Here is a 21,530-nt window from a genome sequence, read left to right as displayed (position 1 = left end):
TGGCAAGTCAGACAGTAGCAATCAAGTTACTTGTTTCCGGCCATGTCGGCTTCCTCCCCGGCCTACTCGCTTCGCGCTTCCGACCGGTCGGAAGCTCTTGCTCGTTGAGGCCGGGGGCTCCGCCTCGAAAGATGCTGATCTCCAGACCACCGACGAGGCTGGAGAACAGGTACGCCTCGGTCGTCGAGAAGCCGTGTTCGTGCGTCAACAGAGGTAACAGGTCCGCGTTTGCGCGCTCGACTGCCGCCTCCATCGTCTCCGCGCTCGCGATCGTCTTGATCGCGTCACCCGTGTCGACGAGCGGCCGGTCGATCGAGACCGCGGGCTCCTCGACGACGCGGAGCGTGACGTCGATGTCCGTCCCGATCTCCGCGCCGGTTCCACACATCTCGCCGTCCGCCATGACGGCCTTCGAGTCCCCCATCGCGAGCATCGCCCCGTCCTGAAAGACCGGGAAGTAGGCGGTCGTCCCCGTCGTCATGTCCGTCGTGTCGAGGTTACCACCGTGGTCGTCCGGCGTCAACGTCGTGATCGGCTCCGTCGCCGTCGCGACGCCGATAGTTCCGATCACGGGATCGATCGGCAGGTCGATCCCCTCGAAAGAGACGGTTCCCGCGACCGAGTCGCCGCCATCCTCTCCGCCCGCATCGCCGCTCCCGCCCGCACCGTCGACCTCGGTGATCCGCGTCGCCGGGTGCTCGATGTCGTCGCGGTCCTTGAGCAGGCCGAAGCCGGGTGCGGTCACGACCCGGCCGCGGTCCTCGTTGACGCGGATGTCCTCGATGTCGACTGCCAGCACGTCACCGGGAGTCGCCCCCTCGACGGCGATCGGTCCCGTGGCCGCGTTCACCTCCTCCGGGATCTCGTCGAGTCGATCGCTTTCGGTCCGGATGGCTCCGTTCAGACTGTCGATCGTCTCGATCGTGAGTGATTCCCCATCAGCGGCCGTGTACACCGATTCCATCTCCGGCGCGAACTCGTAGACGTGACCGTCGCGATACGAGACCGTCTCTCGTGGCATACCGACAGATGGGTGGGGAGTGACTAAAACGTACCCGGCGTCGCCGCTCCACCGGCGGACGGAAGGCGTCCAGCGTGGCTACGCCTCACACTCGGCAAGCCACTCGTTGGCCCACTCGTCGATCTCCGCGAAGACGGGCGCGAGCGACTCGCCCTTATCGGTGAGGCTGTAGTACGTTGCGACGGGGGCGTCCTCCTCCATTCGACGCGCGACGAAGCCGGAGTCCTGGAGATCATCGAGCACGCGCGAGAGGGTTCGCGCGTTGGCGTCGGTCTCGCGCTTGAGCTCGTTGAACCTGTGCTCGCCGTTCTGAAGCTCGTAAAGGACGACGAGCCGCCACCGCGAGCCGATCTGTTCGAGCGAGTCGATCACCGGACACGGCGTCTCGGAGAGCGTTTCGGCCGTCTCGTCCGTGCCCGTCGATCCCTCCGCGTCGGCGAAGTCCTGTGATGACATCGGTGTTACCTACTTACTCTATTGTCCGGGAAGCGATATATAGGTTCCGTTCGTATACGTGATTACACAATGTTAGCAGAAGTTGCTGCGTTACCGTTACAGCTCGATACCCCGTTCGCCGGCGAACTGTTCCTTCTCGGTCGGCTGCTGTTCGGGGGCGTACTCGCCTTCATGGGACTGAACCACTTCATGGATCTCGACACGATGGCCGGCTACGCCGAATTTAAAGGACTTCCCGCACCGCGATTCTCCGTGGTCGCATCCGGCGTTCTCCTCGTGCTCGGCGGGATCGGGATCGTTGTCGGCGCGTACCCCGTGATCGCTGCTGGGGGGCTCGCCGTCTTCCTGCTGGTCTCCGCCGTGACGATGCACGACTTCTGGTCGATCGACGACCCCGAGGACAAACAGTCCGAGATGACCAGCTTCCTCAAGAACCTCTACGGTGCCGGCGCTGCCATCGCGCTGCTCGCCGTGGGCGGCACCGCGTGGCCGTACGGTCTCGGGATCGGCCTGTTTTAAGCCGCCCCGACTAGCCGCACCCGCGCCGATCAGTCGTACTTTTCGAACCCCATGTCGCGGGCCATCTCCCGGAAGGCCTGCCGACTGAGATAGATGTCGTACTTCCCGACTAGTCCCTGCTCGCGGCCGCTAACACGGCAAACCCGGCGCTCCGATCCGTTTTGATCGTCGGTCGCGTCGGTCATCGCCGCTCCGCCGTTCGTCTGAGTTCGTCCGGAACCGTACTGTCGGTGGCGATGTCATCGAGCGCCTCCTCGGCACCACACCGACCCAACCCGTCGATTGCTCGGCGTCGCAGGCCACCGGGAAGCCCTCGGGTGCGGACGAGCACCGCAAGGTCTCTGATCCGGCCGTCCGCCGCGAGCGTGGCGATCGCCTCTTCGCGGCGTCCGTGTTCGACGTTACCCTTGACTGCCCGCTGGAACGGCCCCGTCATCGGCACGCCTCCACGGAACAGTACGATCCCGCCGACGCGGAGATCCACGTCGTCGCCACCGGGTCCGCCGACGCGGTCGAGTAGATCGTACACTGATCCGGCTGGTCGTCTCGCTGTTCGACGACTGTATTACACTGCCAATCCGTCTCGTCGGTCGGCTGCCGCTCCCCGCGAGCGTCTCCCGAGTCGGGTGGCGACTCAGTCCGCAAGACCGATCTCCTCCCCTTCGTCGGCATCAGTCGTCGTGTCGGCCCCCGCGTCGTCTTCGGCTGGCGGCTCGAACGTCGGAAACCGGTCGTCGAACGCTGACCAGTCAGCCGCCATCTCCCGGTCCGTGAGCACACAGTCGTCGAGTCGCTCGCGGAGCGCGTCGTGGTCCATCTCGGTGCCGATCAACACGAGTTGGGTGCCGCGATCACCCCATTCCTCGTCCCAGCTCTCGTCGAGTTCCGGGATCGCCTCGCGTCGCTCTCGACGTTCCTCCGGCGGAAGCGCAGCGACCCACGGCCCAGCCGGAGCAACTCTGACGGACCGTCCTGCGACGTTGAGCATGATCGCTTCGGTCTCGCGGCCGGCCAGCCAGAAGTGTCCCTTCGAGCGGACGACCGACTCCGGAAACTCGTCGAGAAGCGTGGCGAACCGCTCCGGATGGAACGGGCGACGCGCCTCGAAGACAAATGAGGTCACGCCGTGTTCTTCCTCCGCCGACTCGTGGGGGTCCTGTAGCTCCCGCATCCAGCCCCGAGACCGGCTGGCCTCCTCGAAGTCGAACCGACCGGTGTCGACGACGTCGTCGCCTTCGACGCGGCCATGCGTCGTCCGGAGGATCTCCGCGCGAGGCTGGAGGGTTTCGAGGACCGACTCGATCTCAGCCAGCGTCGCTTCGTCGACGAGATCACATTTGTTGAGCAACAACACGTCACAGAACTCGACCTGTTCAACGAGAAGGTCGGCGAGGGGTTTCTCCGTGCCGTCGTCGTCCAACAGTTCGGTGGAGTTCATCGCCGAGTGGAACTGGTGGGCGTCCACGACGGTGACTGCGGTGTCCATGTGACACGCATCGAGCGGCTCGATTCCGGTCTCCTCGTAGAACTCGGTTGGATCGAGATCCGACTGGTCGAATCCGAGTGTCAGCGTCTGTGCGACCGGTAGCGGTTCGGCGACGCCGGTTGACTCCACGATGATCGCGTCGAACTCCCGCTCTCTGGTGAGGTTCCCGATGGCGTCCAAGAGGTCACCACGGAGCTCACAGCAGATACAGCCGTCGTCGAGTTCGATCAGCTCCTCCTCGTCGGCCGAGATGTCGGAGGACTCGGCGACGAGTTCGGCGTCGACGTTCACTTCGCCCATGTCGTTGACGAGGACGGCGAGGTCGCGGTCGCCGCTCTCGGACAACAGGTGATTGAGCGTGGTCGTTTTGCCGGCACCGAGCGTTCCCGATAGCACCGTGACGGGCGTCGTCTCACGTTCCATGTGTTACTAACGATAATCTTCTCGTAAATAGTTCTTGTTATCTTGAACAATAGATTTATTAACTTTTCACTGCTCCGTTCGAACACGACCGTGCCCATTCGCATGAACGAGAACCACCCAAATGGCGGATTCGACTGTGTGATACTCGGAGGCGGTATCCATGGAACACATCTCGCAGGACGACTGATCGAAGACGCCGGAGTTGACCGCCACGCGGTCGCTGTCGTCGATCCAAACGACCGACTGTTGAGTTCCTTCCGCCGGAAAGCGAACGCGATCGGGATGGACGCGCTTCGCTCGACGTACGTCCAGCACGTCGGCACGGAGCCGTTCAGCCTCGAATCGTTCGCGGAAGCCACCGGACGCGAGGACGAGCTCAGGCCGACCGTCGACTATCCCGACCGGCCCTCATTGGACCTGTTTCTGGATCACGCCGACCGGTTCATCGACTCAAACGGACTCGATTCGCTCCACAGGCAGGCCCGGGTCGAGCGCATTGAGAGGGGAACCAACGGTGAGCTCCAGCTCGAAACGTCCACCGGTCGGATGGACACTGCCGCCTGTGTGCTCGCCATCGGTCACGGGGGACGGAACCGCGTTCCCGACTGGGCACGAGGCGTCGACGGCATCGACCACGTCTGGGGCGACTTCGACCCCGAAGCGGACGCCACCCGAACCATCGTCGTCGGTGGGGGGATCACTGCCGTCCAACTCGCGTGTGTCCTGAGCGAGCGGGAGTCGGTGACGATGGTGAGTCGTCACCCACTGGAGTGGGAGGTCTCGGAGGCGGATCCGCCGTGGCTCAACTGGAACCATATCGAACGAGAGCTCCACCAATATCCGCGGGCCTCGAAGGCGCGGCTCGATGCCGTCCGCGATGCCGGACACTCAGCGACGGTGCCGCCGTACTTATACGAGCCGCTCGACGCGCAGATTGGCGACGGGCGGCTTCGGCTGCTCGAAGGTGACATCGAGACTGCGACCACGACCGAAGGCGGTGTCGCACTCCGGCTTCAGGACGGAGAGGTGTTGAAGGGTGACCGTGTCGTCTGTGCGACCGGGTTCGAGCCGGCTTTTCAGCAGCCGTTCACCGACCGGCTGGCTGCGGATCTGGATCTCGCACGCGGGTATCGTGGGCTTCCGATGCTCATCGACGAGACGCTGGCGTGGGAAACGACCGATGGTGCGGCTCTCCCGCTGTACGTCTCCGGTGCGCTGGCGCTCGGCGTGGTCGGCCCGTATGCGCCGAACATCCCCGGGGCCAAGCGCGCCGCTGATCGAATAACGCGTGCTGTCGAAGCCCGCCGAGTGGAGCCGACAAACACTCCAGTTCGTGCCGAGTGACGGAGACCAGCGTGCGAGACGGCAGATTACAGGCAATTCCTTTTAGCATGGACGGTAAGAGCCACGTGTACACAACCCATGACTGAAATGAGCGACCCGCCGCCAACGACCGGACTCCACCACGTCACGAACATCTGTACCGACATGGAGGCGACCGTCTCCTTTTATGAGGAGACGCTCGGCTGGCACACGGTCAAGCGGACGCAGAACTACGACGATCCGGGGACGCCACACTACTACTTCTCGTCGACGCCGAGCGGCGAACCGGGGACAACCGTCACCTACTTCGAGTACCCGAACTCACAGGGTGCGCCCGGTCCCGGCGCGAGCCACCATTTCGCGTTCGGCGTCGCCGACGAGGAGACGCTCCGCGAGTGGCAGACGTATCTCCGCGACCGCGACGTCAACGTCTCCGAAATAAAAGACCGGACGTACTTCAAAAGCATCTACTTCAGCGATCCGGACGGCCTCGTCTTCGAGTTGGCGACGCAGGGTCCCGGGTTCACCCAGGACGAGGCGGAGCCGGGGAGCGAACTCATCGACCCGTTCGAGGCGGGCTACGAGAACTGACCGGTCCGGTCACTCGTCCTCGACGAGCGTTGCGAACCGGTCGAGCGCCCGCCGGCAAACCGGCACGTAGCCGGCGGCGACGATCGGGACCTCGATCGCGACCCGACACCGCTCCGAATCGTCTGCGTACGCCTCGACACGGTGACCTGTGGCCGGGATCCCGGCGACGCGCCAGCGCCACTGCCGCCCTGAAAAGGCGGTGACCTCGAAGGGGATCCACGCGCCGGCGACGCGGACGCGACCGCGGGTTCCCTCCCGGACGAAGCGGTCGTCGCTCTCGACGCTCCCGATCGAGGGGCTCCACTCGCTCCACGTTCGGGTGTCTCGGAGGGCTTCGATCGCGCTCTCCGGTGACGTACGGACCTCACGGGCGACGAGCAACGAACACCCCTCGCGGGTCACGGTCGATCTCCGGGCGTTCCCGGCTCGGCTTCCGTCAACGCGGTGAGTCACGGTCCGTCCGTTCGAGTTCGCCACCTATAAGCAGTGTATTAATACTTCCTTATATGATATTAGGTGTCATTATCTCTTCCCACGAAGCGTTAATATATGGGTCCATAGTAGCGGGTTACAAGATGACTGACTCCGATCGCGATACCATGAAAGACGTCTCGCACACCGCACCGAACGACACCTCAGCGGACGCCGTCTGGGAACGAGGCGGACGACACCCGGACGTCGAGGAAGAGGAGGAAGAGGAGTAACGACGCCGCTTTTTAACGGGCACACGTTTTCTACTCGATCATTTATATACCGGTGAGATGCGGGTATCCCCGAGCGCTCCCTGTTATCCCGATCCGTTTCGACCTCAGTCCGATCCGTACTCAGTCCGACTCGTTCTCGTCGCCGTGATCCTCGGTTTCCAAGTCCTCTTCGGACGGACGGGGGTCGATCATCCGTCGGAGCGAGGTCGTCCCCCGACGGCGGCTCCCGCCCTTCGAGATCCGGACTCCCTCGAAGGTCCCCGGCGATCGGTCGGGTGCGGCGTCGACGTGGTCCATGTGGACGACGACGTACGAGAAGCCGAACATGGCGGCGCTGAGGGCGAGAAACGTCAACCACATCACTATCGTCGTGAGCCCGGCTCCCCCCACGGCGACGCCGGCGATCACGTAGACGAACGCGACGAACACGGAAACGACCGTCACCGTCGCGAGGAGGTCGTTGACAGCGGTGACGCGGGCGTTGTACTCGATCCACTCCGCGTAGCTCCGCAGCAACCGTTCGTTGAGGTCGACGGCGTCATGGTCGACGATGTCGTTGTCGCCGTGATCGGTTCTCTCCTCGCCGATGGACCGAGACGGGGGGGACACGATGGCCTCGATCGCGTCCGCGTCGAGCCCCCCGCGGATGTCGGAGGCGGTGTACGTCACGGCAGCGAGACCCGTCGATGCCAACAACAACAGCCCGCCTACGACCGTGAACGGATTGATAAACGCCGCGATCTCCAGGTCGGTCTGGACGAGTATCGACCCGCCGGTGACGACGAGCCCGATGAGAAGCAGGTTCGCTTTCAGGATCTCGATCGCCTTCGTGTCGATCTCTTGAAGCCGACCCACTTGGTAATCGAAGGTCACTCGGAGCTCCTCGTGAGTGACATCGAACGCCGCGGAACCGGGTCGGTCATCGAGGCTCGATCCGGACGACGACTCGCCGCTCCGCTCCGTTTCGTCTCCGTCCCGACCCCTTCTCATGACTTCGGGATCGATCACCACCGCTGTAAGCCTGTCGACGAGACGGGGAGGACCGACTGCGAGGACCGTTTCGGTGAGATCCCGTTCCGGTGGGATGCCCCCTCGCGGAGTGCCGTTCCTGCGGAGCGTTTTTGCGGATCGCACGCAACCGAGAGTCATGAACACCGAACCCGCACCGTCAGAGCCGTTCCAGTACGATGCGTCGGTCGATCCGGGGGAGAAACGACACGTCCGGTATGAGGTCGGCGAGAGCTACCTCGGCGACCCAATCGAGGTCCCAATCACCGTGATCAACGGGGAGCACGGCGGTCCCACCGTCTTCCTCAGTGCGGGGATCCACGGCGACGAGCTCAACGGGGTCAAGGTAGTACAGGAGGTCGCGGATCGATACGATCCCGAGGGACTCCACGGAACGATCGTCTGTCTCCACGTGTGTAACGTCCCGGCCTACGAAGCACAACAGCGATACACCCCGATCTACGATCAGGACATGAACCGGTCGTTTCCGGGGCGGGCCGGTTCGAACACGACCGAGCGCATGGCGAACGTGATCTACCGGCGGTTCGTCGCTCAGTGTGACCTCGGACTCGATTTTCATACCTCGACACGAAACCGGACGACCATCTACCACGCCCGCGCCGACTTGGAAGCACCGGGCGTCGAGCGACTCGCCCGCGCGTTCGCGACCAACGTTGTTCTCTACGGCACCGGCGACGCCGGGTCGCTCCGGTCGGTCGCGACGGCCGACGGCATCCCGACGGTCACCGTCGAGATGGGTCGTGCCCACCGGTTCCAGCCGGTGCTCATCGAGAAGGCTCTTGAGGGGGTCGAAAGCGTCTTCGCCGAGTACGGACTGCTCCCCGACGAGCCGGTCCACTGGCCCGGGTGGTATAAATCGACCGCGGCGGACACCACGAAGCGGTGGCTCCGGGCCGACGCCGGCGGACTCGTCGAGATGGAGTGGGGGCCGTATCCGCTGGTGTACGAGGGCGACGCGATCTGTACGGTGACGAACCACTTCAAAACCGAGGAGCGCGTCGTCGAGGCCCCCTTCGACGGGCTGATACTCGGGGCGCTCGAGAATCCGGTTGCCGCGCCGGGCCACCCGCTGTGTCACCTTCTCGAACTCGACCGCGAGACGAAAGCGGAGATCACACGCGAGATCGAGCGCGGGGAGTTCGACGGGTACCGCGCACACGGCGACGCGTGGGCCGACGACTGACGAGTGAGTCGGGTGACGAGTGAATCGTGTGACGAGTGAGTCGGGTGACGAGTGAGTCGAGACGGGATCGTACCCCGTTCTCGCCGCTGATAGCCGCGGGGGTGGGTTTAACCGACGCCACGACGGAGCCGCCGACATGATCGAGGTCGCGGGCCTCCGGAAGACGTACGGCGACTTTGCGGCCGTCGTCGACAGCGATTTCAGCGTCGGTGAGGGGGAGGTGTTCGGTATCGTCGGGCCGAACGGCGCGGGCAAGACGACGACCCTGAAGATACTCGCCGGGCTCGTCGAGCCGACCGCGGGCGAGGCACGCGTCGCCGGCTACGACTCGACTGAACCGGCAATGCGACACCATCTGGGGTTCCTCCCCGAGGAGTCCCCGTTATACGAGGAGATGACCGCGACCTCCTATCTCCGCTTCTTTGCCGACCTCTACGATGTCCCGCGACCGGTCGCGAACGAGCGGATCGAGGACGCGCTCGATCGGCTGGAGCTCGATCACCGCGACCGGCGGCTCGGTGACGTCTCGAAGGGAATGAAACGGAAGGTCGCGATCGCGCGATCGCTGGTCAACGACCCCGACGTCCTCGTGTACGACGAGCCGGCCTCCGGGCTCGACCCGGTGACGACGAACTCGGTGTTGGAGTTCACTCGCGAGCTTCGCGCAGCCGGGAAGACCGTCGTGTTCTCCGCGCACAACCTGTATCACGTCGAATCCGTCTGTGATCGGGTGGTCATCATGAACGAGGGACGGATCGTCGCCCGCGGCACCGTCGACGGGATCCGAGAGCGACACGGCGAAACGACGTATCACGTGTACACGGACATCTCGCCCGACCTCGAAGCGATCCGCAACGACCACGACGGATCGCTTCCGGACGCGACCGTCGAGGCGGTCGGCGACCGGTTCCGCACCGCGGTTCCGACGATAGACGCGGTCGAGACAGTGCGGGGGGCCGCGGCCACCGCGGGCGGCGCGGTCGTCGACATCAGAACCCGCGAACCCAGCCTCGAGGACGTCTTCCTCGAACTCGTCGGCCGTCCGATGCCGGGTCGGCGCGCCGGCGACCGCATGGACGAGAGCGACGACGCGACATCGACGGACCGACCGGAGGGGAGGGAGTGAGAACTCGGCTGAAGCGGGTCCTCCGGGTGGCCCGCTGGGAGGCGTCGCGCGCGTCGGGGGGCGTCGACCGTCGGACCGTCCTCGCTGCGGTTGCGCTGCTGGCGATCGCCGGGACCGTCGTCGGTGCGGGCGTCGCGGCCGGCGTGGTCGGACTCGACGTCGACCGCGACGTCTACCGAGTGGGCGTCGATGCCGACTCGTCGTACGCGGACGCGGTCGAGGGGGAGCCCGCCCTGACGCTCGTCCCGGCCGAACGCGCGACGCTCGGCACGAACGCGGACCTCGTCGTTCACGACCGCGGCGCGATGGAAGGCGTCGTTGTCCGCGCGACCGACACGTCGAAGGGCGAAGCCGCCGCAGCCGAGTTCCGCGAGGCAGTCGAGGCCCACAACGAGCGACTGATGTACGCCGAATTGAACCGGACGGCCGCATTCCCGCTCACCGTCACGCTCCAGTACGCGAGCCCGTCCGGGCCGTCCGGCGACGATCCGACCGTTGGCGACGATCCGACCGTTGGCGACGATCCGACCGGGGACCGCGGCACCGGAGAGGGCGATGTCGACGGTGTCGACGAGCCGACGAGCGATGGTAGTATGGACGAGCCGACGAGTGGGGACGGTGTCGACGACCGGGACGAGGGGGCCGGTGACGACGAGGACGCCAGTCTCGGCGGCGACGTGGACGACACGAGTGCGGACGCCGACGGCGAGGAGTCCGGTCTCGCTAGCGATGGCGGCGCGGATGGAGAGGACGAGGACGACGGCGGGTTCGCGGTCCCCTCGATCGGCGGCGAGGCGTTCGGGGCCGGAACGGTCGGCTCTCCCGGATCCATCACGCCGCCGTTCCCGTTCGCCTCGCTCGTGCTGGCCTTCGTCTTCCTCGTCCCGATGAACTTCCTCGTACAGGCGTACGGCTCCTCGGTTCTCTCGGAGCGGACGAAGCGCCGCGGTGAGCCCCTTCTCGTCACGCCGCTCTCGCCGGTTGACATCGTCGCGGGCAAGACCCTCCCGTACGTCGCGGTCGCGGTCGCGGTGACCGCCCTGATCGCGGTCGTCGTCGGGGGCGGTCCTGTGTCCGTGTTGGCGATACTCCCCGTCGCGGCCGCGTTCCTCGCGGCGACGTTCGTGGGAGCGGTGTTCGCGCGGTCGTTCAAGGAACTCACGTTCGTCACGGTCGCGGTGAGCGTGCTCCTCACCTCCTACGCGTTCGTCCCGGCGATATTCACGAACGTCACGCCGGTCGCGCTGATATCGCCGCTCACGCTCGTCGTGTTTGACCTCCAAGGTGAGGCCGTCTCGCTCGGCGAGTTCCTTTTCTCGACCGGCCCGACCGCAATCGCTGCCGTCCTCCTGTTCGGACTCGGCCTCGGCGTCTACCGCGAGGAGGACCTGTTCACTCAGAAACCCGTCTCTCGGAAGTTCCTCGACGCCCTCGCAGTCCGGCTGTACGCGGTCGGCGAGGGGGTCCGTCGACCCCCCGGTCTCGCGGCGCGTCTCCCGGACCGGATCCGGGGACTGGCCGCGGTCGCGTTCCTGACCGCGTGTACGATCCCCTTCGTGTTCGTCGCGGAGTTGCTCGCGGTCGCGGTGTTGTTCGCGCTCCCGGTGACCGTCTCTATCCCCGTGTTGCTCGTGACCATCGCGTTCATCGAGGAGGTCGCAAAGAGCCTCCACCTCTACGCCGGGTTCGAGCGCGAGGTCTTCGCCCGCACCGACCGGGTCGCGCTCGCGGTCGGACTCGCCTCCGGGATCGGCTTCTTCCTCGCCGAGAAGGCCACCGCGGTCGTTCAGGCGGTCGGGCTCACGGAGCTGTACGTCGGACGCGCTGCCTTCGGGTCGGTCGCGGGCGTCGCCGGGCTCTCCCCCCTCGTCCTCGCGGCGCTCTTTTTCGCACCGCTCGTCGTCCACGGGGTCACGACGGCGCTCACGGCGGTCGGCGCGAGTCGGAACCGGACGTACTACGCCGTGGCGCTCGCGTTGGCGACGCTGCTCCACGCGGCATACAACTTCGGGGTGTTAGGGATCCATGGATAGTCGACTGACGGTTGCGAAACGCGAACTCGCCGGGCTGCGCGCGGAGAAAACGATCCTGCTGGCGATCGGTATCCAGCTGTTCATCGCCGCGTTCTCGTCGTTTCTCGTGGTCGGGCTCGTCTCGATGTACGACCCGGGGGCGCTTGACGGCGCGGAAGTGGAGGTCGCCGGCGCGGGCGACGCGGTCGCGGACCTCGAACGCGCCGCAGACGAGGTGACCGGCGCGTCCGTCACTCGCTACGAGAGCGCGAGCGATGCCCGTGCGGCATTCGATCGCAACGCTGCCGACGCGGTCGTGGTCGCCACCCGCGACGATCGGGGCGGGATCACGGCGAGCGTGACCGCTCCCGACGCGACCGTCGAGACGACGGTGATCGTCGTCCAGCTCCGGGACCTGCTGCGGACCTACGAGCGGACCGAACGCGAGTCGCGGAGCAGTTGGCTGAGCGAACAGCCGCTCCCGCTTCCCGACCGGACGGGAACGAGCCCCTACTTCACGTTCACGTACACGATACTGATCCCCGTGTTGGTGTTCCTGCCCGTCTTCATCTCCGGGTCGCTCGTCGTCGACTCGATCACCGAGGAGATAGACGAGGGAACCCTTGAGCTGCTCCGGGTCGCGCCCGTGACGATCGGCGAGATTCTCGACGGGAAAGCGCTCGCGGCAGTCGCGATCGCGCCCGGACAGGCACTGTTGTGGTTGCTGCTGTTGGAGGCGAACGGCACTTCCGTAGCCAACGTGGGAACGATCCTCGCGTTAATGACCGCGCTGACGACGCTCGTGGTCGCGGTCGCCGCCGGGATCGCCGCGGTCGCTCCCGACAGACGGGCGGCGCAGTTCCTCTACTCGATCGCCGTGCTCGTCCTGTTCGGCGGCGCGACGGCGATGGCTGGCGGCCCCACGAACGCGGTCGCGCGCCTCGCGATCGACAGCGCGGATCTCGCGACGACGATCACCGTCGCCGTCTACGCCCTCCTCGCCGCGGTGGCGTATCTGGGCGTCCGACGGTTCGTGACGGAGAATGGGATCAGCGGGTAAGCGCAGACGCGTGAAGCGATCGCCCGACGGCATTTGTATTGGAGTGGATCACTCAGGTTGGCAGCGACGTGATCGCATTTAAAAAGAACGTGAGCGGCCGCGACGCTCATTTATAAATGAACGATGCGGTGGCGTCGCCGGCGCGTAGCGCCGGCTGCCGGAGAATGCTCGCCGGTGCCGGTGACCTCCGCCGGAGTCGATGCCCTCCGCTGGAGCGACGACCGGGGCTTTGGAGGTGTTCACCGTTGATCCACGATCGGTCACTTATCACTGACCGCCTCGCGTTTGACGCCGAACTCCGCACCCTCAACCACTTATAAACAGCCACCAGCAACACCGCTCGCTCACTTATAAAAGACCATCACACCGCATTGGTTTCCACTCCCGCTATCGGTCAGGGGCCCGCATCATCAACGAGTTCTTTATAAACGATCGATGTGCGCCTCGGCGGTATCGGCGTTGTCATCGGGTCCGTACGCCACCAGCTACCCGCCGAACGCGCCCAGACTCGACTGGAGGTCGCGCTCGGGGACGTCCTCGGTCAACTCGTAGCCGACCAGTTCCCGCGCGTCGACCGCGTAGGTGGACCCGTTGCGGTCGAGCACCAGCACCCGCCCCTTCCATCCGCGGACGGTCCCCGCCGCCATCGTCTCCGTGACGGGTCGTTCGGAGAGATCGAGGCCGTACTCCAACTCGAACCGCTCGATCGGGTCGAACCGGTCGAGCAGCGCCTCCCACTCCTCGGCGTCGACCGCTCTTCCGAACCCCGCGAGCTTCGTCGGCACCCGGACGCGATCGACGAGGTCGTCGCCGCGCGCGAGTTCGGCCTCGACCTCGCGGGCGACCCGGCCGTCAGGGAACGTCCGGACGTGTGCCGCACGATCCGCTCCTTGCTCGCTAAGCCGGGTTTCGAGCCGCCACAGGCGGGTGACGCCCACCTTGAACGTGTCGGGCGCGAACGCCGCGAGGTACATCGCGTGCGCCTCGTGGCAGTCCATCTCGTCTTTGAGACACGTCCCGGTACACCGCGCACACACCCAGACAGAGGCGTGTGCGTCACAGTACGGCGTGTCCGGGCGCTCACAGGCGACGTGACCGTCGTCGTGGATCGTCCCGGCACACCGGCGGTCGCCGAGTCCGAACGAGAGCCGCGTCCCCGGACTCGCGTCGAGGTAGTCGACCTCGCCGCCGCTCGCGACGTAGAACCTCCCGGATCGTTCCGCGTCGTCGGCACGGGTGCCACCGTCGTCGCCGTCGCGGGTGCCACCGTCGTCGCCGTCGCGGGTGCTATCGCTGTCGACGGGAGCTTTGCTGTCGACGGTGGCTCCACCAGCGTCGTATCCCACGACCTGCACGCTTGACAGGGACGAGCCGGCGAATAATAAGGTTCGTCGTTCGCCACCAGCGTTTATTTACTCGACGCACGAGCGTCGACGTATGCTTTCAACCACGCTCTCGGCGACGGCCGATAGCGACGCGGACGACGACACGTCCGCGGTTCAGCTCTCGCTTACCGTCAGCAACGAGGGAGTCGATCCCCTGACGCTCCGGTTCCGCACGGGCCAGCGGGCGGATTTTATCGCACACGACGCGGACACCGGCGGTCAGGTTTGGCAGCACGCTGAGGGCCGAATGTTCACGCAGGTGCTCGGAAGCGAGACGCTCGCGCCCGGCGAGTCGGCGACGTACCAGGGAACGTGGTCCGACCCACCGACCGGGTCCTATCGGGTCGTCGGCGAGCTCGCCGCTGAGGAACACGACGCGACCGCACGCACGACGGTCACCGTGGAGTGAGGTCGGACCCGTCTCGCCGACCGCTGGAGCCGGACTGCCGACGCGCTCACCGGTCGCTCAGGATCGGGTCGTCGCTGAGTTCGATCTCGATAGCGTCCCCGCCCCGATAGAGCCCACCGCCGATGAACGCCAGTGCGAAGCCGCTGACCGCCGCGCCGACCGCGGCACCCAACTCGGCCGTCTCAGCCGGGATCCCGCCGATCAGGGTACCGACTCCGTTGAGAAGCGCGATACCGCCGAGCGCGAGTATCCCAACTCCGATCAGTCGGATCGGTTCGAGATCGTATCGTTTCTCGCCGCGACCCCCTCGAACGAGCGCGAGACCGCCGCCGAGGAGGAGCAGGCCCTGTACCGCACGGAGCGGGGCGGACCAGAACCCGGTCCCGAACAGCGCCGTCGTCGCTCCGAACACGACGAGCAGTCCCCCGCCGAGAACCGCGAACCAGCCGCGTTTCATTCCTCCACCCCCGGATCTGCGGACTCCCGCTCCGCGGCGTCTCTCGTGTCCACGTCGCGAACGGCACTCTCGACTCTCGACTGGAGTCGCTCGCGGATCCGATGGCTCGACTCGCCGTCGGTTCGCACCTCGATGAGGTGTGAGCCCTCGGACTCCTGTGCCCGCGTGTATGCCTCCTCGAAGGCTTCGAGGGCGACATCTCTCCCTTCGAGGGCGTCGACCCCCCCTTCGTGTCGGGCATCATCGCTGCCACCCGGCCGGGCGTCGACCCGCGCGTAGTCGAGTCCGTGAAGTTCCGCCATCGGTTCGAATTCGATTCCGTGTGGCGTCTTGAACGCCTCCGTGAACGGGGGCTCGAACGACTCGATCGGCAGCGCGTGAAAGATTCCGCCGCCGTCGTTGTTGATCAGAACTATCGTGGCGTCGACGTCACAGCGGTCGAGCGCCAGGAGCCCGTTCGTGTCGTGATAGAGGGCCAAGTCCCCCACGACGAGGGTAAGGGCGTCGGTCGTCGCCGATCCCGCGCCGAGCGCGCTCGAAACGATCCCGTCGATCCCGGAGACGCCCCGGTTGCCGATGGCGGTGACGTTCGTCGTCGACGGCGGGACGAACCGGTCGAGGTCCCGAACCGGCATGGAGTTCGAGACGAACAGCGTCGACGGGTCTGGGATCGCGTCGGCGACGACCCGGAGGACATCGCCCTCGTGGACGCCGACTGGCTCCGGATCCGTTGCCCCGTGGTTCCCGGGCGAGTCGGTCGTGCGCCCGTGGACCGCCTCGGCGGTCCGGTCCGCGGTCTCCCACTGCTTGCGCCACGCCGAGTCGCCGCCGCTGCCCGGAACGAGCCGCGAGAGCCGCGCACACAGCCGGCTCGGCTCGGCGACGACGAGATCCGTGGCGGCGAACTCGGCCTCGCGCCAGCGACCCGTCGGATCGACGACGTACTGGTCGGCTCCCGTCGCGGCGAGGTACTCCCGGAGCGGTTTCGAGGTCGGTGACGCGCCGAGCCGGAGGACGACTTCGGGATCGAGCCACGCCTCGCCGGCGTCGGCCCGTCCGTCCACTGCGCCCGTCTCTGTCGAGTCGTCGTCGGAGCCGCCCCCGGCGAGGTCGGCCGACAGGTAGGCGTCGTACGCACCGATCACGGGCGCGACGCGGGTGTGGCCGCCGTACCGAACTCCGGAAAGCGGGTCCGCTAGGATCGGGTAGCCCGTAGCGTGTGCGAGCGCGGTCACGCCTTCCGGGTCGAGTCCGGGCGGATCCGCCGGTCCGGCGACGATCAGCCCCCGATCGGCGGAGAGCTCGCCAGCCAGCTCGCGAAGCGCGTCGTCGTCCGGCTCCGGACTCCCGGGAGCGACGTCGACGTACGGGCCGTCACGCCCGTGCGCCGCGGTCGGATCGAGGTCGTCCGGAACGTCTCCGGGAACCGGCGTCGGCTCCAGCGGCTTCGCGAACGGGACGTTGAGATGGACCGGGCCGGCGTCCGCGCCCTCGGCGGTCGCAACCGCGCGAGCGACGGTCGTCCGGACCGACCGAAGGGGTCGCTCGGCGGCGGCCGGCTCGGGGAGGTCTTTATAAAGCTGGACGGCGTCGCCGTACAGCTTCTCCTGATCCGCGGTCTGGTTCGCGCCGGAGTCGCGGAGCTCCGGCGGTCGGTCGGCAGTGAGCGCGAGCAGGGGGACGCGCGCGTTGCTCGCCTCCATCACCGCCGGGTGGTAGTTGGTGGCGGCGGTTCCCGAGGTACAGATCAGCGGTGTCACCTGCCCGGTTCGTCGAGCCCGCCCCAGCGCGAAGTAGGCGGCCGAGCGCTCGTCCAGCACCGAGAAGACGTGGAGGTCGTCGTGGCGCGTGGCGGCCATCGTCAGCGGCGTGGAGCGGCTGCCCGGCGAGACGACGACGGCGTCGACACCCGCGGCGACGAGCTCGTCGATCATCGCCCGCGCCCACAGCGTGTTCCGGTTCGGCGCAGTCATTGCCGGCGGTACGGTCGGGCGGAATAAGTAACCCGGCAACTCGCGACCGCGTTCTACAACGCTTATACGCGCCGGCGGACTTCGATCGGACATGAGCGACGACGACGCCGTCGAGGTCGAGACTCCGGAGTCGGACGACGCGGTGGAGACCACTGACGCGGCGGGTGCCGCCGACGCGGCCGAGGCGACCGAATCCAGCGAAGATGAGAACACGACCGCGGAGCCCTCCGACCTCGCCGACCGCGTGGCAGACTACGACGCGGAGCTCGCCGACGAGGTGGCGGAATTGGAGACGGAGCTCGACGAGCGACGCGAGGAAGTCGACGAACTGACAAGCAAGCTCGCACGAGTCCGAGCCGACTTCAGCAACTACAAGGAACGCGCCAAGCGCAAGCGCGACGAGATCCGCGAGCGCGCCTCCGAGGCTCTCGTCGAGCGGATCGCCCCCGTCAGGAACGACCTCCTCAGAGCCCTCGATCAGGAGGCAGGAAGCGACCTCCGACCGGGCGTGGAGTCGACGCTGGAGAAGTTCGACGAGGTGCTCGCCGACGAGGGCGTCGATCCGATCGATCCCGACCCCGGAAGCGAGGTCGACCCGGCGCGCCACCAAGTGATGCTTCGAGTCGAGAGCGACCAACCCGAGGGAACCGTCCACGAGGTGTACGAACCCGGCTACGAGATGGGTGACCGCGTCATCACCGAGGCACAAGTCACCGTCAGCGCGGGCGACGAGTAGCGGTCCCTTCCCATCACCTTCCGGGTATCCTGCCGTTTCCGTCGTATCGCTCAACGAGCTCGCCGAGAGTCCCGTTCTCGTCCGTGCCGTGCGGGACCGTCAGCGGCGAGACGGACACTTCCCCGTCGACGACTGCCCGCCGGTCGGTTCCCACCTCGTCCGGAACTGCTTCGGGCGTCATGCGACCCCAGATCGGATCGTCGAACCCGATCCGGCGGCTCCCGTCCGGCGCTTCGTCACCCTCCCGGTGATCGGCGGTCATCCCGTACCAGTCGGACGGCGTCGTGGCTCGCATCGGAGCGCCAGCCCCCGTCTCGCCGTCGTCCGCCATCGGCGCGTTCACGTTCAGGTAGTCCGCGGTCTCGAACACGTCCGCGTCGAACGCAGCGTTGACGAGGTACCGTGTCGCGAGCACGGCGTTGTCGAATCGCTCCGGCCGTAGTTCCCGCTGTCGCCAACCGGGGTGATCCCCGGGCACGTACATCGACGCTGCGACCGCGGGAACGTCGAAGAAGGCGGCCTCCACGGCCGCGGAGACCGTCCCTGACCGGCCGAGAACGTACGATCCGAGGTTCGCACCCTTGTTACAGCCGGCGACGACACAGTCAGCGTCGGGGACGAGCTCGTCCAGTCCGGCGACGACGCAGTCGACGGGAGTCCCGTCAACCGCATATCCAAGTTCGTGACTCGCCACGTCGACCTCGTCGGAGAGGGCGCGTCCGATCGAGGAGCGGTCGCCGGTCGGCGCGACCGTTACGACCTCGTACTCCGCCGAGAGGGCGTCGTACATCGCTCGCAACCCCACGGCGTCGATGCCGTCGTCGTTCGTCAACAGGATCCGGTCGACACTCATGTATCGTCCTTGCCGGGTCCGGGCAAAAGTCCGTCGTCGAGACAACTTCGCAGATCCTCGACGCGAACGGAAAGGCACAGGTAGGGTCGGGACGACGGTGGCTGTATGGGATTCGGCGACACGGCAAAACGCATCCAGCAGCTCGCGGACAAGGCGGAACGGACGTACCAGAAGATGAACGAGCTCCTCGAAGAGGTCAAGGAGACACAGGAAACGGTGACGGACACCGCCGACCGCGTCCAAGCGCTCGAAAACGAGATGGCCGAACAGCGGGCCGTCATGGACGCGGTCGCCGAGGAGGTCGGCGTCGATCTCGACAGCGTCAGCACCGAGGCGCACATTACGGAAGCAGAGGGCGAAGCCGACGAGAGCGACGGTGACGAGAGCGACGACGACGCGGACGAAACCGCTCCCGAAGACGACGGATCCGCGTCCGCGGACGACGCCACATCCGAGAGCTGATCGGAGCGCCTACTCCGGGGCGGATGCGTCGCCCGTGGCGTCGCTTTCGACATCGTCGTCGATGTCATTCTCGGCGGCGTCCGCCCGCGAGACGACCTCGGCGGGCACGCCGGCGACGGTCGTCCGCGGCGGGACGTCCTCGACGACGAGTGAGTTGGCGGCGACTCGTGCCTCCTCGCCGACCGTGACGCCCGGAAGGACGATCGCTCCCGCCCCGACCATCGCCCGGTCCTCGATAACGATGTCGCCGAGCCGGTACTCGTCCTGGAGGAACTCGTGGCACAACAGGGTGGCGTCGTACCCGATGATCGCGTCGCTGCCGACAGTGATCCGTTCGGGCCAGAACACGTCGGGCGTCGATTCGAGCCCCCACGAAACCCCCGATCCGACGGTCACGCCGATCCGCGAGAGCAGCCAGTTCTTGAGTCGGAGGCTCGGACTCACGCGCGCCAGCGAGATCGCCACGTAGTTTCGGACGACCGCGAGCGGCGACTTCGCGTCGGGCCACGACCACAGCGAGTTCCGAACCCCGCCGGTGTGGTGTCGCTCCAGTCGATCGCGTCGATCCCGTTTTCGCCCGTCGCCGCCGGTTCCCTCGTCGCTCACGGCGGATAGTTGACGTGGTGGACTATAAGTGCCGCTCACCGTCGTTGACGTGGAACCGATCGGATCTCGGTTGCGGCCCCGTGGTTCAAATCGCAACCCGCGCCCACCACCGTTGCGAGCGACGAGAGCTCACGGTCGGCCGAGGCGGGTGTGCGGTCCACCGCCGTGAGGAGGGAGCGGACCGCCTGTTCGCTGTTCGCGCCACTCATACCGCGAGCCATACCTCGCGCGTCAGGGCGATGTTTCGGTCCCGCTCAGTTACGGATCTTGTCCATGTGTTCGACTCGTCGATCGAGCAGATCCGGCTTCCCGATGTCATGGCGGATCCGAACGCGGTCGCCGGCGGCCGACAGCGCCGCGTCCGCCTGCGCCTCCGCGGCGGCGATGGAGTCGCCGCGGCCGACGACCGCGAACGAGCGCGACGTCGTCGTATATAGTCCGCCCTCGCGCTCGTCGACGCTCGCGTAGTAGAGAAGCGCGTCGCCGACGCTCTCCTCGTCGACGGCGATCCGCGCCCCCGAGTCCGGATCCGTGGGATATCCCTCCGGAACCGCGTACTTACACACCGTCGCCTCGCCGGAGAACGTGAGTTCGGGCAGCGACTCGCCGTTCCGCGCGGCGACCAGCACGTCGAGGAACGGCGTCTCCAGAACCGGCAGCGTGTTCATCGCCTCGGGATCGCCGAACCGGGCGTTGAACTCGACGACCTTCGGCCCGTCCGCCGTGAGCATGAACTGGCCGTAGAGAACCCCCTTGTACTCCGGGAGCGCGTCGACGACCGCGTCGAGCACGTCGAGTGCGGCGTCGTAGTCGCCCGACTCCATGAACGGGAGCGACGGCCCCGTGTCGGAGTATGACCCCATCCCGCCGGTGTTCGGTCCCTCGTCGCCCTCGTAGGCTCGCTTGTGGTCCTGAACGGCGGGCGTCGCCCGGAACTCGCCGCCGGCGACGAACGCCTGGATCGTGAACTCCTCGCCGACCAATCGCTCCTCGAGGACGACCCGATCGTACTCCGAGTTCCGCAGGTACGCCTTCGCCTCCTCGCTCGTGACCTGGTCACCGATCACCTTCACGCCCTTGCCGCCGGTGAGGCCCACGGGTTTCACCGCGAGGTCGCCGTCGTACTCGTCGATGTACGCGCAGGCGGCCGCCATGTCGTCGAACACCTCGAAATCGGGACAGCCGGGAACGTCGGCCTCGCGCATGAACCGGCGCTGGTACGCCTTGTCCGTCTCCAGCCGTGCCTCGTCGGAGCGCGGGCCGAAGGCGTACACGCCCGCATCGTCGAGCGCGTCGGCGACGCCGGCCTCCAGCGCTGATTCGGGCCCGATGACCGCCAGGTCCGCGCCGATATCGGTTGCGAACGCGACGATCCCGTCGGCGTCCGTCTCGTCGACCGTCTCGAACCCGTCGGCGAGTCGTCGGATCCCGGGGTTTCGGTTGCTCGCGCAGGCGTACAGGACACAGTCGTCGGCGATCGCGCGGGCGATGGCATGTTCGCGTCCGCCGCCGCCGACGAGGAGTACGGTCTCCGTCATGAGCGACGGATTCCCGCATACCAGTGTAAACCTTACCCTCTCACCCGGGCAATTGATCCAGCTCTATGGATCATATTTAAACACCCCGGTCGCTCGGCCCGCGGCCGCTTCCGGAGTCTCGTTGCGTCGTCGCATCGGCCGATATCGCCGTCCCGTGTAGCGGGGTTTTTCCGGCCCG

General features: G+C 66.6%; 25 protein-coding genes. 11 read left to right on the top strand and 14 right to left on the bottom strand.

All coding sequences use genetic code 11. The annotated features are described in order from the left end of the window. Positions 1-7 precede the first annotated feature (7 nt). Positions 8-1,021, bottom strand: a complete 1,014-nt coding sequence (locus J2751_RS01240; RefSeq protein WP_209482637.1) for an acetamidase/formamidase family protein — start codon at positions 1,019-1,021, stop codon at positions 8-10. A 78-nt stretch (positions 1,022-1,099) separates the two neighbouring features. After that, positions 1,100-1,477 (bottom strand): winged helix-turn-helix transcriptional regulator, encoded by a 378-nt coding sequence (locus J2751_RS01235; RefSeq protein ID WP_209482636.1) that lies wholly within the window; start codon positions 1,475-1,477, stop codon positions 1,100-1,102. 69 nt (positions 1,478-1,546) lie between these two features. On the opposite strand from J2751_RS01235, the gene J2751_RS01230 reads away from it, so the two are divergent. Next, positions 1,547-1,996, top strand: coding sequence for a DoxX family protein (locus J2751_RS01230; RefSeq protein WP_209482635.1), 450 nt, complete (start codon positions 1,547-1,549; stop codon positions 1,994-1,996). 29 nt (positions 1,997-2,025) lie between these two features. Here the strand turns inward: J2751_RS01230 and J2751_RS01225 are convergent, their stop codons facing one another. The 4 genes from J2751_RS01225 to J2751_RS01215 are packed head-to-tail and all read right to left on the bottom strand — an operon-like array spanning position 2,026 to position 3,905. Continuing rightward, complete coding sequence (locus tag J2751_RS01225; protein WP_209482634.1) at positions 2,026-2,181, bottom strand: 30S ribosomal protein S14; 156 nt, start codon at positions 2,179-2,181, stop codon at positions 2,026-2,028. After that, positions 2,178-2,525, bottom strand: coding sequence for a hypothetical protein (locus J2751_RS01220; protein WP_209482633.1), 348 nt, complete (start codon positions 2,523-2,525; stop codon positions 2,178-2,180). Before J2751_RS01220 ends, J2751_RS01225 begins: the two co-directional genes overlap by 4 nt. Further along, entirely contained in the window at positions 2,429-2,668 is a 240-nt protein-coding gene (locus J2751_RS15915; RefSeq protein ID WP_449405235.1) for a DUF7511 domain-containing protein, read from the bottom strand. Before J2751_RS15915 ends, J2751_RS01220 begins: the two co-directional genes overlap by 97 nt. Beyond that, positions 2,631-3,905: a CobW family GTP-binding protein gene (locus J2751_RS01215; protein ID WP_209482632.1), complete on the bottom strand. Its 1,275-nt coding sequence runs from the start codon at positions 3,903-3,905 to the stop codon at positions 2,631-2,633. Before J2751_RS01215 ends, J2751_RS15915 begins: the two co-directional genes overlap by 38 nt. A gap of 102 nt (positions 3,906-4,007) precedes the next feature. On the opposite strand from J2751_RS01215, the gene J2751_RS01210 reads away from it, so the two are divergent. Both J2751_RS01210 and J2751_RS01205 read left to right on the top strand, forming a co-directional pair. Further along, on the top strand, positions 4,008-5,249 hold the full coding sequence (locus J2751_RS01210; RefSeq protein ID WP_245202526.1) for an FAD/NAD(P)-binding protein: 1,242 nt from the start codon (positions 4,008-4,010) through the stop codon (positions 5,247-5,249). A gap of 87 nt (positions 5,250-5,336) precedes the next feature. Further along, a complete protein-coding gene (locus J2751_RS01205; RefSeq protein WP_209482650.1) occupies positions 5,337-5,819 on the top strand; it encodes a VOC family protein in 483 nt (160 codons plus the stop codon). 9 nt (positions 5,820-5,828) lie between these two features. On the opposite strand, the gene J2751_RS01200 is transcribed toward J2751_RS01205, so the two are convergent. Continuing rightward, positions 5,829-6,272, bottom strand: a complete 444-nt coding sequence (locus J2751_RS01200; RefSeq protein ID WP_321168522.1) for an SRPBCC family protein — start codon at positions 6,270-6,272, stop codon at positions 5,829-5,831. A gap of 122 nt (positions 6,273-6,394) precedes the next feature. Here J2751_RS01200 and J2751_RS15680 point away from each other — a divergent pair, with 122 nt between their 5' ends. Next, the gene (locus J2751_RS15680) at positions 6,395-6,523 is read left to right on the top strand and encodes a hypothetical protein (protein ID WP_280900817.1); all 129 of its coding nucleotides are present in this window, start codon (positions 6,395-6,397) and stop codon (positions 6,521-6,523) included. Between the two features lie 120 nt (positions 6,524-6,643). On the opposite strand, the gene J2751_RS01195 is transcribed toward J2751_RS15680, so the two are convergent. Then, positions 6,644-7,513, bottom strand: coding sequence for a hypothetical protein (locus tag J2751_RS01195; protein WP_209482630.1), 870 nt, complete (start codon positions 7,511-7,513; stop codon positions 6,644-6,646). Between the two features lie 157 nt (positions 7,514-7,670). On the opposite strand from J2751_RS01195, the gene J2751_RS01190 reads away from it, so the two are divergent. From J2751_RS01190 to J2751_RS01175, 4 genes are all read left to right on the top strand, one after another. Continuing rightward, complete coding sequence (locus J2751_RS01190) at positions 7,671-8,735, top strand: succinylglutamate desuccinylase/aspartoacylase family protein (RefSeq protein WP_209482629.1); 1,065 nt, start codon at positions 7,671-7,673, stop codon at positions 8,733-8,735. Between the two features lie 136 nt (positions 8,736-8,871). Further along, positions 8,872-9,861, top strand: a complete 990-nt coding sequence (locus J2751_RS01185) for an ABC transporter ATP-binding protein (protein ID WP_209482628.1) — start codon at positions 8,872-8,874, stop codon at positions 9,859-9,861. Continuing rightward, a complete protein-coding gene (locus tag J2751_RS01180) occupies positions 9,858-11,894 on the top strand; it encodes a PrsW family intramembrane metalloprotease (RefSeq protein ID WP_209482627.1) in 2,037 nt (678 codons plus the stop codon). The genes J2751_RS01185 and J2751_RS01180 overlap by 4 nt, the downstream gene beginning before the upstream one ends. After that, complete coding sequence (locus tag J2751_RS01175) at positions 11,887-12,933, top strand: ABC transporter permease (RefSeq protein WP_209482626.1); 1,047 nt, start codon at positions 11,887-11,889, stop codon at positions 12,931-12,933. Before J2751_RS01180 ends, J2751_RS01175 begins: the two co-directional genes overlap by 8 nt. Before the next feature lie 485 nt (positions 12,934-13,418). Here J2751_RS01175 and J2751_RS01170 read toward each other — a convergent pair whose 3' ends face one another. Continuing rightward, on the bottom strand, positions 13,419-14,288 hold the full coding sequence (locus tag J2751_RS01170) for a DUF2797 domain-containing protein (RefSeq protein WP_209482625.1): 870 nt from the start codon (positions 14,286-14,288) through the stop codon (positions 13,419-13,421). 82 nt (positions 14,289-14,370) lie between these two features. Between J2751_RS01170 and J2751_RS01165 the strand changes: the two genes are divergently transcribed. Continuing rightward, positions 14,371-14,727 carry a BsuPI-related putative proteinase inhibitor gene (locus tag J2751_RS01165; protein WP_209482624.1) on the top strand — a complete coding sequence of 119 codons (357 nt, stop codon included), beginning with the start codon at positions 14,371-14,373 and terminating at the stop codon, positions 14,725-14,727. Positions 14,728-14,773: 46 nt separating this feature from the next. Here J2751_RS01165 and J2751_RS01160 read toward each other — a convergent pair whose 3' ends face one another. Further along, positions 14,774-15,184, bottom strand: coding sequence for a hypothetical protein (locus J2751_RS01160; RefSeq protein WP_209482623.1), 411 nt, complete (start codon positions 15,182-15,184; stop codon positions 14,774-14,776). Beyond that, on the bottom strand, positions 15,181-17,157 hold the full coding sequence (menD, locus tag J2751_RS01155; RefSeq protein ID WP_209482622.1) for a 2-succinyl-5-enolpyruvyl-6-hydroxy-3-cyclohexene-1-carboxylic-acid synthase: 1,977 nt from the start codon (positions 17,155-17,157) through the stop codon (positions 15,181-15,183). The genes J2751_RS01160 and menD overlap by 4 nt, the downstream gene beginning before the upstream one ends. 91 nt (positions 17,158-17,248) lie before the next feature. On the opposite strand from menD, the gene J2751_RS01150 reads away from it, so the two are divergent. Further along, a complete protein-coding gene (locus J2751_RS01150; RefSeq protein WP_209482621.1) occupies positions 17,249-17,893 on the top strand; it encodes a nucleotide exchange factor GrpE in 645 nt (214 codons plus the stop codon). A gap of 13 nt (positions 17,894-17,906) precedes the next feature. On the opposite strand, the gene surE is transcribed toward J2751_RS01150, so the two are convergent. After that, positions 17,907-18,746, bottom strand: coding sequence for a 5'/3'-nucleotidase SurE (gene surE / locus J2751_RS01145; protein ID WP_209482620.1), 840 nt, complete (start codon positions 18,744-18,746; stop codon positions 17,907-17,909). A 105-nt stretch (positions 18,747-18,851) separates the two neighbouring features. Here surE and J2751_RS01140 point away from each other — a divergent pair, with 105 nt between their 5' ends. Beyond that, positions 18,852-19,208, top strand: coding sequence for a DUF5798 family protein (locus J2751_RS01140; protein WP_209482619.1), 357 nt, complete (start codon positions 18,852-18,854; stop codon positions 19,206-19,208). A gap of 9 nt (positions 19,209-19,217) precedes the next feature. Here J2751_RS01140 and J2751_RS01135 read toward each other — a convergent pair whose 3' ends face one another. Further along, complete coding sequence (locus tag J2751_RS01135; RefSeq protein WP_209482618.1) at positions 19,218-19,814, bottom strand: acyltransferase; 597 nt, start codon at positions 19,812-19,814, stop codon at positions 19,218-19,220. 254 nt (positions 19,815-20,068) lie between these two features. Then, a complete protein-coding gene (purD, locus tag J2751_RS01130; protein ID WP_209482617.1) occupies positions 20,069-21,352 on the bottom strand; it encodes a phosphoribosylamine--glycine ligase in 1,284 nt (427 codons plus the stop codon). Positions 21,353-21,530 lie beyond the last annotated feature (178 nt).

The organism is Halorubrum alkaliphilum (genome assembly GCF_017873815.1).
GTDB lineage: Archaea > Halobacteriota > Halobacteria > Halobacteriales > Haloferacaceae > Halorubrum > Halorubrum alkaliphilum.
Note: the sequence above shows the minus strand (reverse complement) of the source record. Positions and strands in the feature narration are given on the sequence as shown.